Source organism: Paenibacillus kyungheensis (genome assembly GCF_028606985.1).
Classification (GTDB): Bacteria; Bacillota; Bacilli; order Paenibacillales; family Paenibacillaceae; genus Saccharibacillus; species Saccharibacillus kyungheensis.
This window is the reverse complement of sequence record NZ_CP117416.1, coordinates 2,980,224-2,997,712: the sequence shown is the minus strand read 5'-3', so window position 1 is coordinate 2,997,712 and position 17,489 is coordinate 2,980,224. Positions and strand designations below refer to the sequence as shown.

Genomic DNA, 17,489 nt, shown 5'->3' with positions numbered 1-17,489 from the left:
ATGATGATAAATAATCATAGATAATGGCTAATCTATGTTATGCAGTAAAAGGAAAACAAAGCTTTTAATGAAAAACAAAAAAACGGACCGGGAATTAACCCGATGTCCGTTTCTTTTGCTGTTGTGATAGACTTTCATGAATGACCTGAGGAACTTCAACCAATTGCGATATGGTGTAGAACGGAAGATTGTCGTCGTGTTGAAGTTGAACTACATCATATGCCCATTCATGGGATTGTTTCAGATAAATAGTGTTGAGAGAAGCATGTAGAGCAGGTTGAACATCAGAACGTAAAGAGTTACCGATCATCCATGTGTCCTGACGTGGAAGCACATGAGAATTAATAATCTCTTCAAGCGCATGAATATTTTTGTGCTGACGGATAAAGATGCGAGAATCGAAATAAGATGTTAATTTCATCTGATCGATTTTGCGTTGCTGAATAACAGTCTCGCCGCCGGTATACAGATATAAAGTATGACCTGCTTGTTGAAGAATTTCTAGCGTTTCTACCATGCCAGGATAAGGTTCTACTTCTTTCTCATATACGCTATTGCCTAGTAGACGCAATTGATTTTCTTCTGCTTCATGTACAGGTCGTCCTACTAATTGACTGAAATGATGATACGTTTCAACTAATGATTTGGGAAAATGTTCACTAGCAAAACCTACTCTATGCACACCAGCTACATCAATTTCGATTTGTTTTTGACGAATAGCGTCCATCGTTACTGCTGGATGATTGAACCATTCGGATAACAGACTGATAAATTCGTCTAAAATGAGATTGAAATATTTGTTACAATGGATCAGCGTATCATCCATATCAAAGATAAGGTGCTGATGTCGGATGTCTTTCATGTGATTCACTCCTTAAATACGGATATACGATTCGAGGAACAGTTGAAGCTCAGAAGCACCGTCCTGTCGAATACTAAAACGTTCAATATCCCCTCTACCGAGGTGGATACGCAGTAAGCCTGCCACTCTAAGCATCATCAGATGATGCATAAGCGACTCTTGAGGTTGTAATAGATAGTGAGCCATATCTTGTAAAGAACGTGGTTCACCGCCAATGTAGCGCAGCATACGTAGGCGTTCTGGATCTGATAATGCTCGTGTCATACGTAAAAGCACATTTGGTGGATCTTCTTCATCTTGTTCAGGTACATCAACTGGATATTGAATCAATAACACGCCTTCGTAAAAGCAATACGTATTGATTGGGCGGTTATGTACCGTTGGGAATAAGATCACCGTATTTAACTCGGGAAAAGGATCTACCACTAAGCCGCCTGAAGCATATTCAATTAATGCACTAGGGTCCATTTTGTCCAGTAACCCTTTTTTCTCTTTGGCATCTTCTGTGATTAATTCAAGAATTTCATCTTCTATATGATGAAAGTAATGTTCATACCATAATTTTAATAGTGGAGCATAACTGGTCTGAATACGTCTAGTATCGAGTAAAGTCATAGTCGGTAGCAGTTCATGAATCTCATTCCACATATCATCTTCAGAAGCATTTTCTAAATGATTTAAAAAATCACGAACAGAACCGTCAGCATGACGACAGCTTGCCCAGGCATATAATACATCAAAATCATCAAAAGGCCACGAAGATGCTTCTAATATAGCAGAACGCACTCCAGGGCTTAGTTGGTTGTCGATGTCTCTGATCCATTCTGAACCCAGATCGATATCACGAATCCATTTTTTGGTCACATAGACCATAAAACTTCCGAGTAAATCGTAGATCGGAGACACATCTATTTTCACGTCATAGCTCATGAAACCAGAACCCTCCCAAATAATATCTATTCAACAATAGATGAATCTTATTTCAGATTCAACATAGTGTAACAATATAACCTTTTTATACGTCTACAATCAAGTCAATATATCGGTTATTATCATGTTATTATGGCTTGTTTACTTGTATATTGTCCACTATAATGTTCGGATGGTATTTTGCAAAAGAGAAATTCTATGATTCATTTACATCTTGTTTCATTACATAATTGGAGGAACTATCGTGCTCAAAACATCGTCCCAGCATTCGCAATCGATTCATTCTGTATCCAAAGTTCATTTTGCTATTTTGATTATTGCTATTATCGTAGCTGGTATCAGTCAGGGGATGTTGTTACCTGTACTGGCTATTTTTCTGGAAAAAATGGGTGTATCTTCAACATTAAACGGCTTAAATGCTGCTGTATTGTATATCGGTTCATTCGGCATGACACTGGTCGCAGAACGACTATTAGGCATTTTAGGATTTAAAAAATTAATGCTTGGCGGTTTGTTGCTGGTGCTGATTACATTGCCGTTATTTCCGCTGTATCCCAGTATTATTTTTTGGTTCGTATTAAGATTATTAGTCGGTGTTGGAGACAGCGCTGTTCATTATTCTGCTCAATTATGGGTATTGATGATGACGCCTTCCGAACATCGTGGTCGTAATCTTTCAATCTATGGCATGTCGTATGGTATAGGTTTCAGTATCGGCCCGCTTGGAATCAAATTGCTTGATTGGGGAGTATATGCTCCATTTCTATTACTCGCAGGATTATTCTTAATTGTCGTTATTCTGGTCATCTGGAAATTGCCACATGGAACACCGGAGAAAACCGCAACCGATGAACCTGCACAACGTCGATTTACGAAAAGTTATAGCTGGGCCTGGTATGCGCTTATTCCAGCGTTCTTGTATGGATATATGGAAGCTGCTATGAACAGTAATTTCCCTGTGTATGGATTGCGAGTTGGATTTTCAACAAGTGATATTGCGTTCTTACTTCCTTTTATCGGTATCGGGGGATTAATCCTTCAGCTTCCTTTGGGGATATTAAGTGATCGGTATGGACGTAAAAAGATGCTGATGATCTGCGGAGGATTGGGTGGATTACTCTTTTTATTTGTTCCGATGGCAGAAACGAATATGATCGCAATCGCTGCTATTTTTGCTTTAGCAGGTGGATTGATCGGTTCTTTCTTTTCTTTAGGACTAGCGTATGCGGCTGATATGTTACCGAAAGTGTATTTGCCTGCTGCTAACGTATTAGCTTCTTTTCATTTTAATGCAGGTAGTATTATTGGGCCAGCGCTTGGAGGAAAAGGAATAGAGATGGGTTCACCAGCTAGTTTGTTTTGGGTTTTGGGTGGTTGTTATATGATTTTTGCTGCTACTGGTTTTATATTTAAAGAAAAATCGAAATAATCAGGTACAGTAGATGGCATTTCTTTGCTTTTTCCCCTAAACTAATAAGTAATGGTTCTATGTGCATACCAAAGTGCTACAGATCAATAGGAGAAGCGATAGAAATCATACACATTCCAGTAATCACCAGATAGAGAAGGGCGGCTCACGATAGATGTCGATGATCAAAATAGAGAATCTCACAAAAACGGTCGGTGAAAATAAAACCAAAGTATTGGATCGGATTAGCCTGGAAATTCAACATGGTGAAATGATTGCTATTTTGGGGCCGAGCGGTAGCGGTAAAAGTACATTACTTAAATGTCTGGCGATGAAAGAATCATGGACAGACGGTAGCTTTCAAGTAGGCGATATCGATATTATGAAAGCAGGCTTTAGCGGTAAACGCAAAATCTCGCGTGAATGGGCTTATGTAGAACAAAGCCCTCAGCTTCATCCTGAACGAACAGCTCTTAAAAATGTATTGATTGGACAAGCTGGACAGACACCAATCTGGCGCATGCTCACAGGTATGGTGCGTTCAGACGATTATATGGGAGCAATGGATGTATTAGAAAGTCTAGGATTGCTCGACAAAGCTCATCAAAAAGCAAGTACATTAAGCGGTGGCGAACGTCAACGTGTAGCGATAGCTCGTTCTCTTGCTCATGGTGTCAAAGTCGTTCTTGCAGATGAACCTATCACAGGGCTTGATCCCAAATCTGGAGAAGATGTGATCAAAACACTGCGTGCATTATGCAGTAGTGAGCGTGTCACTATCATTACAGTAATTCCTTTAGAATTAGCAGAAAAATATGCGACTCGTATTATTGGACTGCAAGAAGGACATATTGCTTTTGATATTAAAGGTCGGAGATTGACCAGTGCAGAACGTCGATTGTTATAACAGATTTAGTTAATGAAAAGAGTGATACTATTGAAATGGAATCTATGGGTACGCTTGGCGACAATAACAACGTTATTGATCTTGTTAAGCGGTTGTGAACTCATTTCAGATCCGAAAGGGCTTATGCAATTACCACAGCTACCTTCGGATAAGCAGACATTAAGTAGTACGATACAAGCAGCTTTACCCCCTGGTGCCAAGCTTGCCAACCCCAAAAATGGTAATGCCAATGATTGGATTCAACAAGCGGATCTTGATGGAGATGGCAAAATGGAAGCTATTGCTTTCTACACGACTTCCGATGCTCGAATCAATGGTATGATTTTTGAACAATCCGGTTCTGATTGGATTAAAAAAAGAGATATTGAAGGGCAAGGATACGTGCTGGAAAGTGTAGAAATCAAAGATATTACTCATGATGGACATAAAGATCTGATTGTTGGATATTCAAATGCGATCAATACGACAAATAGTGGTGTAGATAGCATGCAGAAAAATCTGGTGATCTATAGTTATGACAAAGGTGAGTTGAATATTGTAGACAAAAAGCCTTACACTTATTATGAGATTTTGGATATGAACGGTGATGGTGTTGATGATCTGACAACGATGTACATGAGCCGTAATAGTTATTTAACAATCACGAATTTCCGTTACAAAGATGGGTTCCAGGAAGTCGATTCGATCGATCTGGATTCAACAATTACATTAGGATTTTATAATGTAGTCGCTGGAAAAGTATCTAAAGATCAAAATGGAATCATTATGGATCAGTTACTAGGTTCATTCTCTGGATTTACTCATTTGATTGTTATGGACAATAATAAGCTTCGAGATGTATTCCCGATTAGCAAAGCCGCTACATTTAAAGATTCTTTGATCTATAGTGATGATGTAAATGGAGATGGCATATTGGAAATTGGAATGCTACAAATTCCATTAGGCTGGGAAAATATCGAAACAAGCGAAATCCCTTATTTTATATATTATTATCAGTGGGATGGAGATAACAAACTCAAATTAGTTAGTCAGCAATACCGAGATGATCAAGGACGGTTTGTGTTGAAATTTGCACCGGAATGGAACGATAAAATTACTCTCGATACGAAGTCTAACAAAGATCAAGATTTGCGCTTTATATTGAAAGATACAGGAGAAAAAGTAGCAGAAGTTCGCTTCTTTACTTCAGCTCAATGGAACAATCAGACAAATAAAGATTGGGAGCTTATTACAACCTCCAATGATCAATATATTGCACTCTGGCAAAACACAAAAAATAATCTGATATTGAATTGAGGAGGTCTATTTTTATGAGTAAAGTGTTAATTATGGAAGATGAAGAATCAATCCGCAGTTTTATTATTATTAACTTGAAGCGAAATGGATTTGAAGTGATAGAGACAGAGAACGGTGAGCAAGCCTTGCATATGTTAGAAACTGTTCCTGATATTGATATCGCTTTGCTTGATGTCATGGTTCCGGGTATTGACGGTTTTGAAGTATGTCGTCGTATTCGTGAAAAAAATGAACGCATTGGTATTGTCTTTTTGACAGCCAAAGTACAAGAACAAGATAAAGTATATGCTTTATCAGTTGGTGCAGATGACCATATCAGCAAACCATTTAGCCCTACTGAATTGATTGCTCGTATTCAGTCTTTGTTACGTCGTGTCAATGTACAACGTGAATCGAATACCAAAGTATCCTTTGAATCCGGCCCATTTACACTGGATCTGATCTCCAAGCAATTTAAGAAAAAAGGGCAACAGATCGAATTGACACCAACCGAGTTCTCATTGGTTCAATTTTTCCTTGAAAAAGAAAATACACCGCTTAGTCGTGATCTACTGTTGGATCATGTATGGGGCAAAGAGTATATGGGTGATCCCAAAATTGTAGATGTAAATATTCGTCGTTTGCGTCAAAAAATCGAAAACAACCCGTCTGAACCTGAATTCCTACAAACGGTGTGGGGACATGGCTATAAATGGAGAGGCCGGGAGTCCTAATGATCAAAAAAGGCATTAGCCGCCAGATTGTTTTGCATTACTTTATTGTTGTATTTCTGGCGTTGCTCTTGGTAGAGTTAGTGTTTTTATTCTCTATGCGTACGTATTATTACGACAGTATTTACAATTATCTCAATAGTTCTACAGATGTACCGCAAAACTTTATCAGCGATCAGTCGAGCCCTGTGAAATATCAAGAGATTATTCAGCGTTATGAGTTAGGCGATACGGTTGAAGTTCAACTTTTGGATACTCAGGGAAATGTTTTGCAAAACTCGACCAATTTTAGAGTAGATAAGCCGATCCAGACCGGTGATATTCCACAAGCATTAGCAGGTTCTACCGGTCGCTGGATTGGTAAGCAAGCAGGTACTGGTGAAAATGTTATGGCAGTGACCAGACAAATTCAAGTGAACGGTGATAATTATCTGGTGCGTTATGTGACATCGCTAGAGCGTGTAAATCAGAAGTTATTAACGATTACTATGGTTGCTGTAGGCGTGGGAGCCGCTGTCTTAATTATTGTGCTGGTAGTAAGTCTAGGATTAGCGAATTCTATTGTGCGACCACTTAACAATATTATTGGAGTCTCTACGCTAATGGCAAAAGGGGACTTTAACGCCCGCATCAAAGGTAATTATCCTCATGAAATTGGTGAGCTTGCTTCTACCTTGAATTATATGGCGGAAGAAATTATTCGTAGTAATCAGATCAAAGACGATTTTATTTCTTCGATTTCACATGAATTGCGAACACCTCTTACAGGTATTAAAGGTTGGAGTGAGACGTTGGTTTCGGGAGGATTCGATCCTGAGGAGACAAAGCTTGGTATGAGTATTATTTCTAAAGAAACCGATCGTCTGATTGGACTGGTTGAAGAAATGCTTGATTTCTCAAAATTACAACAAAATCAGATGAAAATGGTTATAGGTGAAGTGAATCTCAAAGAAGTATTGCAAGAAACGATGCTGAATGTCTGGGCCAAAGCAGAACAGAAAAAAATTCAGCTCAAATTAGAACCGGGCGAACGCCCATTTATCGTACAAGCTGATGGGAACCGTCTAAAACAGGTCTTTCTAAATATTGTTGATAATGCGATCAAATTTTCACCGGAAGAATCTACTATCTTTATTATGCTAACAGAAGTTTCACCTGAACGAGTACGCATATCGATTCAAGATGCGGGTATAGGTATTAGCCAAGAACATTTAGAAAAAGTAAAAGATCGCTTTTTCCAAGTGAATCCGAACCGAGGCGGTACAGGACTTGGGCTTGCCATCACCCAGCAGATTGTACAATTGCATAATGGAGATATGTATATTGATAGTGAACTGGAAAAAGGTACAACCGTTATGATTGAGCTACCTTTAACAAAACAACAAGAAATTTTACAGCTTACGTAAACTGATCATGTAAGGAGGAACACCATTTGACATTACAACAACCTCAAGTTGGAGATTTGCAACTTCGTATTATCCAAGCCAATGAGCAACATGCCGAACAGGTAACCTCTTTGTTAGTCAATGCGGCAGAATGGATGGAATCTCAAGGAATTGAACAATGGAAAAAGGAAATGTTTACTTCTGAATTAATCCATAGTTATTTTGTGGAGCGAGAAGTATTCCTTCTTTATGTGGATGATCGACCAGCAGCGATGTTTACTCTGCAATCAGGAGATCCCGATTACTGGCAACACCTAGATGATGATCGTTATTTATATTTGCATCGGTTGACGGTGCATCAAGATTTTCGGAGTCTTGGATTAGGTGCTATTCTGATTCAGTGGGCTACCAATTATGCATTAACATCTGGTAAAAAAGGGCTTCGATTAGATTGTATGGCGCATTTGCCTACATTGAATCGTTTTTATCAGAGTCAAGATTTTCGCTATATGGGAACTCATGATGTAAAAGGTCGCTTGGCAAGTCTCTATGAGAAGCTTCCACCCGCAGAAGATCATCAGATTCGGTTAGAATATTTTCTGGAAAAAGATTTTGATCAGTTATTAGAATGGTCAGGAGACGCTAAATTTCTGCAACAGTGGAGTGGAATAGGGTGGGAATATCCACTAGATACTTCCGATCTGGAAGCTCATATAGAAGGTGCCAATCATCCTATGTTTTCAGATCAATTGATCTATATCGTAGTCGATCGAATAACCAATCACAAAGTTGGTCATGTTGCTTTAAGTAGAATTGATCGTACTAATCGATCTGCACGTATCTCCAAATTATTAGTCGGTGATCCTGAAGCTAGAGGTAAAGGATATGGTCGCCAAATTCTTAACGAGTTATTACGGATCGGTTTTGATACGTTAGGAATGCACCGTATCACATTGGGTGTGTACGATTATAATGTATCTGCTATCAAGTTATATGAATCTTGTGGATTTAGCAAAGAAGGATTAATGCGAGATTCTTCTTGGTTAGATGGACAATATTATAGTGTATATGAAATGAGTATTCTTGAAGATGAGTGGAGAGCATTACAATCGCGCTCCACATTATAAAATGATAAAAAAGCGATAGCCTGATGGCTACCGCTTTTTTATTTATAATGACTATCATTCAATAAATGAATGAACAGTATTTTATCGTAATTAAATTATAGTCCACCAGCACGTAGTCGGCTGGACTTCTCGTATACTTCTTGAAGTAAACGTGCAGGTTGTGTACGAACCACAGGTTTAGCATGAATGATTTCGTAAGGAGCCACTACTTTGATATCGTTAGCAGTACCTTTAATCACAGCGCCTTCTTTGATCACAGCACCTTCAGCAACAATAGCATATTCTACTTGAGCATGCTTGCCAACTACAGCACCAGGCATAATTACACTATGACGAACATGAGCAAACTTACCAATCTCAGCATTGTTGAATACAACAGAACGTTGTACATCACCTTCTAAAATAGCTTGGTCACTTACCATAGAACAATTCGGTACTTGACGCTCACGAACAATAGTAGTCTCTACATTTAAGCTAGGGGAGAACATCGGCCAAGCTTCATTTTTCAACTCGAATTGTTGACCGTCACTTAGAATGTCCATATGAGCTTCCCATAAGCTATCAATCGTACCAACGTCTCTCCAGTAACCCTGGAATTCGTAAGCAACAACAATTTGATGCTCAGCAAGCATTTGCGGAATAATATCTTTACCGAAGTCATGATTAGAATCTGCTTTGGTAGCATCTTCAATCAGATGACGTCTTAGGTATTGCCAGTCAAACACATAAATACCCATAGATGCCAGGTTACTTTCAGGTTGAGCAGGCTTTTCAGAGAATTTAGTAACATTCATTGAAGAGTCAGTACTCATAACACCAAAGCGACTAGCTTCTTCCCATGGTACTTCCATCACCGAAATAGTAGCTTTCGCTTGATGTTGTTCATGGTAAGCAATCATATCACTGTAATCCATATGATAAATATGATCACCAGAAAGAATCAAAACATTTTCAGGATTAAGCGCATCAAGATAAGCGATATTTTTCGTGATCGCATCGGCTGTTCCCATATATTCACCTGTTGCTTCTGAAGACAACAGAGAGATGTTCATTTGAAGATTGGATGTGGACCAAGCATCCCCTTGATCGATATGGTCATGAAGCGAAGCAGCTTCATATTGCGTCAGTACGCCGATCGTATCGATGCCTGAATTCACGCAATTACTAAGAGGAAAATCGATAATTTTGAAGTCTCCGCCAAACGGTACAGCTGGTTTGGCCACAATTGATGTAAGTGGTGCGAGTCTGCGCCCTTCTCCTCCGGCCAGCAACATAGCAACACACTTTTGATTTTTCATTAACTTTTCCCTCCAACTATATAATGACAACGCTCATGATGATGTAATAATTTATAACCTTGAAAGATAATGCTTGAAACAAGTTATTGTAAAATATTTTCATTCTTAATCTTATGTTCCCCTTTCTGCATCAAATGTAGTCTTTTCAAGTGTGCAAAATAAGGGTAATAGTTGTAGTTAGTGACTTAAATGGTTTACCTATTCTAATCAGGGCAATAATAAATTAGAATAGATAAAGAACATATCAAATGATGATAAAATGATGTATACATTTATTAGTTAGCGGGGTGATGTTTTGAGTCAAAAACGGACAGTCTACGGAGAGCCAACTCCAGAAGAGCTTTATCTTTTTCATGAAGGCACCAATTTTCATACGTATCGTCATTTTGGATCTCATGTGACATCAGAAAATGGAGAGTCCGGTGTGCGTTTTAGTGTATGGGCACCTCATGCTGCACGTGTTGGCGTAGCAGGCGATTGGAACAACTGGGATGGAGAACATTATCAATTACATAAACTTCCAAACTCGGGAGTATGGACAGGATTTTTACCCAATATTCATGAAGGCACTTTATATAAATATCATATTACTTCATCTAATGGTGATTCGTTTCTCAAAGCTGATCCGTATGCTCATTATGCCGAAGTACGCCCAGCTACAGCCTCGGTAGTTGCTTCTTTATCTGGATATACATGGAACGATGCGGTGTGGAGACGTAAACGTCGTGCTCCTTATCGCAAGCCACTGAATATTTATGAAATGCATTTTGGTACATGGAAACAAAAAGAAGATGGTAGCTTTTACACTTATCGTGAGCTAGCAGATTTGTTGATTCCTTATTTGGTAGACATGGGATATACGCATCTAGAATTGATGCCATTAACCGAGCATCCGTATGATCTATCATGGGGGTATCAAAGTACAGGATATTTTGCGCCAACGAGTCGTTATGGAACTCCACAAGAGCTAATGTACTTTGTAGATGCTTGTCATCAAGCGAATATTGGAGTGATTTTGGATTGGGTTCCCGGGCATTTCACCAAAGATGCACATGGACTGCGGATGTTTGATGGTACACCATTATATGAGTATGCTGATCCAGATCGAGCAGAGAAAATCGGATGGGGTACATTATCGTTTGATTTTAGCAAGCCAGAAGTTCGTTCGTTTCTGATTTCAAGCGCACTATATTGGATGGAGATGTTCCACTTTGACGGTCTGCGTGTTGATGCGGTTACCAGCATGATTCGACTTGATTTCGGTAGAGAAACAGTTGGAGGTTGGAAGCCGAATGAACAAGGTGGAGCTGAAAACAAAGAAGCTATTTTATTTTTGCAACAGCTTAACAAAACGATCTTCCAATATTACCCGCATGCGTTAATGATGGCAGAAGAATCAAGTGCATGGCCAGGTGTGACGAAGCCTGCGCATGAAAATGGACTTGGGTTTAATTATAAATGGAGCATGGGCTGGATGAATGATACGCTTGATTATATGGAATCTGATTTTGAGCAACGTCCAGAAAAGCATAATCTTTTGACATTCCCGATCACCTATGCTTTTGCTGAAAATGCTACATTACCACTGTCCCATGATGAAGTAGTACATGGTAAAAAATCGTTGTTAGATAAAATGCCGGGCGCTTATGAGCAAAAATTTGCAGGTCTGCGTCTATTGCTTGCGTATCAAATGACTCACCCGGGCAAAAAGCTGTTATTTATGGGTGGCGAATTTGGACAATTTATCGAATGGAAAGATCAAGATCAATTGGATTGGTTGTTGCTTGAGTACGATATGCATCAGAAAATGAAAAGTTATACACGCGAGCTGAATCATCTATACCTTCAATTACCTGCTCTATGGGAACAAGATCATGAGTGGCAAGGATACGAATGGTTGAATGCAGATGATGCTGCACGCAGTGTGATTACGTATATGCGTAAAGGAAAGAAAACAAACGATACACTGATTATAGCGATTAATTTCCAACCGATTCCGCAGGTGAATTATCGTGTAGGTGTACCCAAAGCAGGCACTTATGAAGAAATCTGGAATAGTGATGAACCTCGCTTTGGCGGAACAGGTGGACGGACAGAATCGTTGTTATTCTCGGAGAAAGTTCCGTTCCATCAGCAAGAACAAAGTATTGAAATGACCTTACCACCACTTAGTGTCATTATTTTAAAGCGTCGAACTTCAAATAGACGCAAATTATAGAAGGAGGACATAAACGATGAATATTTTATTTGCAGCAGCAGAAGCGAATCCTTTTATCAAAACAGGGGGGCTTGCTGATGTTATAGGAGCATTACCTCAAGCGCTACAAAAAGAAGGGGCAGACGTACGGATCGTCTTACCTTTTTATAAAAGTATTCCTGCACCAATTCGCGAAAAATCGGTTTTGTTGAAAGTTATTCAAGTGCAAGTGGGATGGCGTAGTCAATATTGTGGAATTATGCAATATATCGAAAATGGCGTGACAGTTTATTTGATAGATAATGAATATTATTTTGGTCGTGATGGTATCTATGGATATGGAGATGATGGAGAGCGCTTCGCATTCTTTAACCGCGCAGTGTTAGATATTTTACCTGAAGTCGATTTCCAACCGGATATTATTCATGCTCATGACTGGCATACTGGAATGGTACCGATGTTACTTAAAGCACAATATCGTTATAACCCATTCTACGCTAACGTACACAGCGTATTTACGATTCACAATCTATTATATCAAGGCATTTTCCCTTACTCTGTTCTAGGAGATTTGCTTGGTATGGATGATCGTTATTTCCAATCAGATGGTATTGAATATCATGGAAATGTAAGCTTTATGAAAGGTGGACTGGTGTTCGCTGATCAAGTGACTACAGTAAGCCCAACATATGCTGAAGAGATCAAAATGCCATACTATGGTTATGGATTGGAAGGATTGCTGGGTTCTCTGGGAGATCGATTACATGGAATTGTAAATGGAATCGATACGAAAAGTTATAACCCGGCAACAGATACGTATTTAACTAGTAATTATCGTAGTGCAACTGCCAAACGTACAGCTAACAAACTAGCTTTGCAAGAAGAATTGGGATTGCCTATTGATGCCAAAATTCCTATGATTGCGATGGTTACTCGTCTGACTGAATCCAAAGGATTGGATCTAGTGACTCGTGTACTGGATGAATTTTTATATTATGATGATGTGCAATTTGTTATTTTGGGTACAGGCGAGCAAGAATACGAAGATTGGTTCCGCGAAGCAGTGGCTCGTCATTCAACCAAGCTTGCGGCGGAGATTAGATTTAGCGAAGGCGTGGCACGCCGTATCTATGCAGGTAGTGATATGTTCTTAATGCCTTCTAAGTTCGAGCCTTGTGGGATCAGTCAATTGTTAGCGATGCGTTATGGTAGTATTCCTATCGTACGCGAAACAGGCGGCTTAAATGATACTGTACAGTCATTTAACGAATTTACAGGAGAAGGTACTGGATTTACATTTGCCGCTTATAATGCTCATGATATGTTGTTTACAATTCGTCGTGCATTATCCATTTATCATCAACCAAAAGAATGGAAAAAAGTTGTGAAAAATGCGATAACCGGTGAATATAGCTGGCAGGTATCTGCGCAAGAATATTTGGAAGTGTATCGCCAAGCATCGGAATCGTAAATAATTGCAAAATTGTAAAGATACAAAGTGTAACATGTAAGATGTGACAAAAGGCTACCCAAACGATATAGAATAACGGGTAGCCTTTTGTTATTTTCAATATTATTAATATGCTAATCATTCATATCTATAGATCAATCGAGAGCTAGAACGTGTTCTTGCTTTGGATTAAGCTATAGATTATCTCAATCATTGGTAAGGAGTGAGGCAGCGATGTTAAGCCTAACAAGCACAAAGTGGGAACTTTTAGATGGGCCTTATGGTAACGGTGGACATATTCCGCTACAAATTCAGCAATTACAACAAGACTACGATCAAGAACAAGCAACAGCATTATATTATGAAGAGTTGTATCATCAAAATACGATCTATCCTTGTACATATGTAACAGTACCTTATTTAGTAGAGCTAGCTCTACATACTTCAGAACATTATATTCTTACAGATATTTATATCGTATGTGGCATGTTTGAAGCATGGAATCAGCTACCCCTTTCGTCATATGACGAAGATGTTGTAGATGCCTGGCGTTCTTATTTTGTAGATTTCGATGAAAATGAAGTCAAAGATATTTATCAATCATATACAGATTCACTTATGCAGCTTCAGCAACGCATGACAGAATTGATAATTCAGATCGATCAAGTAGAAGAAAGTGAAAAAATGTATATATTATCTGCAACAGCAGCTTTGCATGGATATCGGCAGTGGGCAAAATGTTTGTTAATGTACAGTGATGGTGAAGAATATATATTGGATTGTTCTCACTGTGATCAACCGATCTATATTTGGCCAGTTAACGATAGCAATATTACTGAATGGCGAGCATATAGCGAAGACCCGGTTATTCAGACAGGTGCTACATTTGAAAAAGTAATACCTGATCTAGAATATGCGCACCAAATAGACCTGAATTGGTTATATACGTATATGGGTTCATTACAAATGTCATCTTGGTTAGCACAGCTTCCTTATTTAGGAGGAAGAGTGAAATGTCCTCACTGTTCTGACGATATATGTGTAAAGGAACAATTGTTACAACAGTTTTCCTAGCCCTATGTATTGTGATCGATTTCATTATAGTAGGCTAAAGCATTGCTCAACATAAGGGAGCGTTAGAAAGATATGAGCGAAGTAACGATAAGCACAGAAGAATATGAAAGACTATTATCAAATGAAAAGCATTACCACAATATTATTAATTATTCTAATGACTTAATCAGTCGTCATCGTATAGACAAAGGATCGACATATATTTCTATGTCTAATGTAGCTTATGAAATGATGGGCTACCTGCCTGAAGAGTTAAAAGGTACCAGTGGATTTAGTTATATTCATCCTGATGATGTAGAACAAGTAATAGAGCATATCAATATGAGCTTGATTATTAGCCATTATGCTACAGCGGCATATCGTATTTTGCGTAAAGATGGCTCTTATTTCTGGGCGGAGTCTGTCTGCCGTTATGTCTATGATGAGTATGGCAAAGAAATTGAGGTATTAGCAGTCACCCGGGATATTACTGAACGTAAATTAATTGAAGAACAATTACAACAAAATGAATGGCAAATGCGTCTGATTACCAATCACACCTCGGACTTTATTTCACGTCATAAAGCATCAGACAATCTTGAGTATTTATATGCTTCGCCGGCTTGTAAAACATTATTAGGTTATGAGCCTGAAGAAATGTTAGGCAAAGATGGGCTTAGCTATGTACATGAAGAAGACGTAGAGAAAGTACGAGACTACTTAATCTCTGTGCAACAGGTTCAAGTTGATCCAGAAGCAGTAATTTTTCGGTTCCGGCGCAAAGATGGAACGTATATGTGGTCTGAAACGACTTGTCGTTATACGTATACCGACCAAGGGGAATTTGAATATGTAGTAGCTGTGTCACGGGATATTACCGAACGACGCGAACAAGAGAAAAGAATGCGTGAAAGTGAAAGTCGCTATAAATCTTTATTTGAACATAATCCTATCGGTATTAACGCATTAAGTATGGATGGAACCTATCTGTCTATGAATAAAAGCATGGAAGAACTTTTAGGTTATACAAATGAGGATTTGAGAAATAAACCTTTTGAACCTGTTGCTCATCCTGATGATCTCGCTAAAACCAACTATCATTTTGAGTTAGCCAAAAAAGGCGAGACACAGACATACGAAATACGTACTTTTCACAAAGATGGTCATATTATTGAAGTACATGTTACCAATGTACCGATCTATGTGGAAAATGAAGTCGTAGGTGTCTACGGGATTATTAACGATATTACAGAACGTAATCATTATCTAGCTAAAATCAAAAATCTAAGCAATCAACAAGAGCTTATTCTGAACTCGGTATCTGAAGGGATATTTGGAGTCGATCTGGAAGGTAATACCACATTTATTAATCCGGCTGGATCAGCGATGTTAGGCTATGATGTGGATGCTATGATGAATGAGTATCACTTGAAGCAAATCGAGCAAAGTGAGCCAGATGGTAGCCCATCACTAGCAGGAGATACACCGATTCTACGTTCTCTTTCAGACGGGCAACCGCTTTATCGGGAAGAAGCAGTACTGTGGCGACAAGATAATTCAAGCTTCCTTGCGTCTTATCGTGTAACCCCTATTATAGATAATGGGGAACGTGTAGGGGCTGTTATCGTATTTCAAGATCGTACTGAAGAAAATGAAGTTATACGAGCTCGTGAAGTTGCCGAACAAGCAGACCGCGCCAAATCGGAATTTTTAGCGATTATTAGCCATGAATTGCGTACGCCTATGAACGGGATGATCGGCATGATTGAGCTATTATTTGATACGTTAGAAACGCAAGAACAACGTGAATATGCAGAGATTATTATGGATAGTAATAATGCATTACTTAAAATTCTAAATGAATTACTGGATTTTAGTAAAATCGAAGCTGGGCGTATGGAACTGGAATACAGTGAAGTAAGTATTCAGCATTTGTTAGATCAGGTGACCGATATTTTTGCGATGCCTGTACAAGAAAAGAAACTATTTATTAATACGCATATCGATCCTAGATTGCCTTCCTATCTGATAGGAGACGAAGATCGATTGCGACAAGTTCTTATTAATCTGGTCGGCAATGCAGTCAAATTCACAGATAACGGTGGAGTTCTTATTTCGGCTCACTTGAAGCCACAAAATAATGCTCAATCTATTGTTATCGAATTCTCTGTGCAAGATACAGGGCATGGTATACCAGAAGATCAACAAGCGAAGTTATTTCAACCGTTCTCCCAGATCGGTACAGCGACCAATCGCAGATATGGTGGAACAGGGCTTGGATTATCGATTTGCAAAAAGATTATTGAGTTAATGGGCGGTTCTATTCGGGTAGAAAGTAATAGCAATCGTGGAGCGACTTTTGCATTTACCCTCACACTGAATGCAGCCGATTATCCCGAAATTCCAGCAGCAGAACAGTTGTTACCTGTTACACCATCTGTTCCTAGTTCATTATATGGCCCGTTGCGTATATTGGTAGCTGAAGATAATGCAACCAACCAAAAAGTACTGCTAACCATTTTAAGTAAACGAGGATATCAAGCAGATCTTGTAGAAAATGGTGCGGCCGCTGTCGAAGCGACCAATCGCAAGTCATATGATCTGGTCTTTATGGATGTGAATATGCCGATTATGGATGGTCTGGAAGCCACCCGTCGTATTCGTCAACAACATCGTCACAAGCCTACACCGATTATTGTGGCTGTTACTGCATTTGCTCGTAAAGAAGAACAGTTATTGTGCATGGAAAGTGGGATGCAAGATTTTGTTTCTAAGCCACTGCGTATTACTGATATTGAAGCACAGTTAGAGAAGTGGTCAGAGTATATTCGCAATCATGCTAACGATAGAAAATAATAATATCACA

The 17,489-nt window shown here is 39.0% G+C and carries 13 protein-coding genes; 10 read left to right on the top strand and 3 right to left on the bottom strand.

All coding sequences use genetic code 11. The features are described from left to right. Positions 1-94: 94 nt before the first annotated feature. The gene (locus PQ456_RS12745; protein WP_273612623.1) at positions 95-862 is read right to left on the bottom strand and encodes an HAD family hydrolase; all 768 of its coding nucleotides are present in this window, start codon (positions 860-862) and stop codon (positions 95-97) included. Between the two features lie 12 nt (positions 863-874). After that, positions 875-1,792: a winged helix-turn-helix domain-containing protein gene (locus PQ456_RS12740; RefSeq protein ID WP_273612622.1), complete on the bottom strand. Its 918-nt coding sequence runs from the start codon at positions 1,790-1,792 to the stop codon at positions 875-877. Positions 1,793-2,036: 244 nt separating this feature from the next. Here PQ456_RS12740 and PQ456_RS12735 point away from each other — a divergent pair, with 244 nt between their 5' ends. The 6 genes from PQ456_RS12735 (at position 2,037) to PQ456_RS12710 (ending at position 8,625) form a co-directional block, all read left to right on the top strand. Continuing rightward, positions 2,037-3,221 (top strand): MFS transporter, encoded by a 1,185-nt coding sequence (locus PQ456_RS12735; RefSeq protein WP_337957855.1) that lies wholly within the window; start codon positions 2,037-2,039, stop codon positions 3,219-3,221. 160 nt (positions 3,222-3,381) lie between these two features. Further along, complete coding sequence (locus PQ456_RS12730) at positions 3,382-4,107, top strand: phosphonate ABC transporter ATP-binding protein (RefSeq protein WP_273616315.1); 726 nt, start codon at positions 3,382-3,384, stop codon at positions 4,105-4,107. 30 nt (positions 4,108-4,137) lie between these two features. Beyond that, the gene (locus PQ456_RS12725; RefSeq protein ID WP_273612621.1) at positions 4,138-5,403 is read left to right on the top strand and encodes a hypothetical protein; all 1,266 of its coding nucleotides are present in this window, start codon (positions 4,138-4,140) and stop codon (positions 5,401-5,403) included. Positions 5,404-5,417: 14 nt separating this feature from the next. After that, entirely contained in the window at positions 5,418-6,116 is a 699-nt protein-coding gene (locus PQ456_RS12720) for a response regulator transcription factor (RefSeq protein ID WP_069325954.1), read from the top strand. Then, positions 6,116-7,519 carry a sensor histidine kinase gene (locus PQ456_RS12715; RefSeq protein WP_273612620.1) on the top strand — a complete coding sequence of 468 codons (1,404 nt, stop codon included), beginning with the start codon at positions 6,116-6,118 and terminating at the stop codon, positions 7,517-7,519. Before PQ456_RS12720 ends, PQ456_RS12715 begins: the two co-directional genes overlap by 1 nt. A 26-nt stretch (positions 7,520-7,545) precedes the next feature. Beyond that, the gene (locus PQ456_RS12710) at positions 7,546-8,625 is read left to right on the top strand and encodes a GNAT family N-acetyltransferase (RefSeq protein ID WP_273612619.1); all 1,080 of its coding nucleotides are present in this window, start codon (positions 7,546-7,548) and stop codon (positions 8,623-8,625) included. A 95-nt stretch (positions 8,626-8,720) separates the two neighbouring features. On the opposite strand, the gene PQ456_RS12705 is transcribed toward PQ456_RS12710, so the two are convergent. Further along, positions 8,721-9,923, bottom strand: coding sequence for a glucose-1-phosphate adenylyltransferase (locus PQ456_RS12705; RefSeq protein ID WP_273612618.1), 1,203 nt, complete (start codon positions 9,921-9,923; stop codon positions 8,721-8,723). 295 nt (positions 9,924-10,218) lie between these two features. On the opposite strand from PQ456_RS12705, the gene glgB reads away from it, so the two are divergent. The 4 genes from glgB to PQ456_RS12685 all read left to right on the top strand — a co-directional run bounded on the left by glgB (position 10,219) and on the right by PQ456_RS12685 (position 17,479). Next, the gene (gene glgB / locus PQ456_RS12700; protein ID WP_273612617.1) at positions 10,219-12,141 is read left to right on the top strand and encodes a 1,4-alpha-glucan branching protein GlgB; all 1,923 of its coding nucleotides are present in this window, start codon (positions 10,219-10,221) and stop codon (positions 12,139-12,141) included. Positions 12,142-12,157: 16 nt separating this feature from the next. Next, complete coding sequence (gene glgA, locus PQ456_RS12695; RefSeq protein WP_273612616.1) at positions 12,158-13,591, top strand: glycogen synthase GlgA; 1,434 nt, start codon at positions 12,158-12,160, stop codon at positions 13,589-13,591. A gap of 213 nt (positions 13,592-13,804) precedes the next feature. Next, complete coding sequence (locus tag PQ456_RS12690; RefSeq protein ID WP_273612615.1) at positions 13,805-14,644, top strand: hypothetical protein; 840 nt, start codon at positions 13,805-13,807, stop codon at positions 14,642-14,644. 72 nt (positions 14,645-14,716) lie between these two features. Continuing rightward, positions 14,717-17,479, top strand: coding sequence for a PAS domain-containing hybrid sensor histidine kinase/response regulator (locus PQ456_RS12685; RefSeq protein WP_273612614.1), 2,763 nt, complete (start codon positions 14,717-14,719; stop codon positions 17,477-17,479). Positions 17,480-17,489: the final 10 nt, after the last annotated feature.

Coding starts and splice junctions, on each gene's coding strand:
- PQ456_RS12705 (WP_273612618.1), bottom strand. CDS start 9,923: ATGAAAAATCAAAAGTGTGTTGCTATGTTGCTGGCCGGAGGAGAAGGG.
- PQ456_RS12740 (WP_273612622.1), bottom strand. CDS start 1,792: ATGAGCTATGACGTGAAAATAGATGTGTCTCCGATCTACGATTTACTC.
- PQ456_RS12720 (WP_069325954.1), top strand. CDS start 5,418: ATGAGTAAAGTGTTAATTATGGAAGATGAAGAATCAATCCGCAGTTTT.
- PQ456_RS12685 (WP_273612614.1), top strand. CDS start 14,717: ATGAGCGAAGTAACGATAAGCACAGAAGAATATGAAAGACTATTATCA.
- PQ456_RS12715 (WP_273612620.1), top strand. CDS start 6,116: ATGATCAAAAAAGGCATTAGCCGCCAGATTGTTTTGCATTACTTTATT.
- PQ456_RS12690 (WP_273612615.1), top strand. CDS start 13,805: ATGTTAAGCCTAACAAGCACAAAGTGGGAACTTTTAGATGGGCCTTAT.
- PQ456_RS12745 (WP_273612623.1), bottom strand. CDS start 862: ATGAAAGACATCCGACATCAGCACCTTATCTTTGATATGGATGATACG.
- PQ456_RS12730 (WP_273616315.1), top strand. CDS start 3,382: ATGATCAAAATAGAGAATCTCACAAAAACGGTCGGTGAAAATAAAACC.
- glgA (WP_273612616.1), top strand. CDS start 12,158: ATGAATATTTTATTTGCAGCAGCAGAAGCGAATCCTTTTATCAAAACA.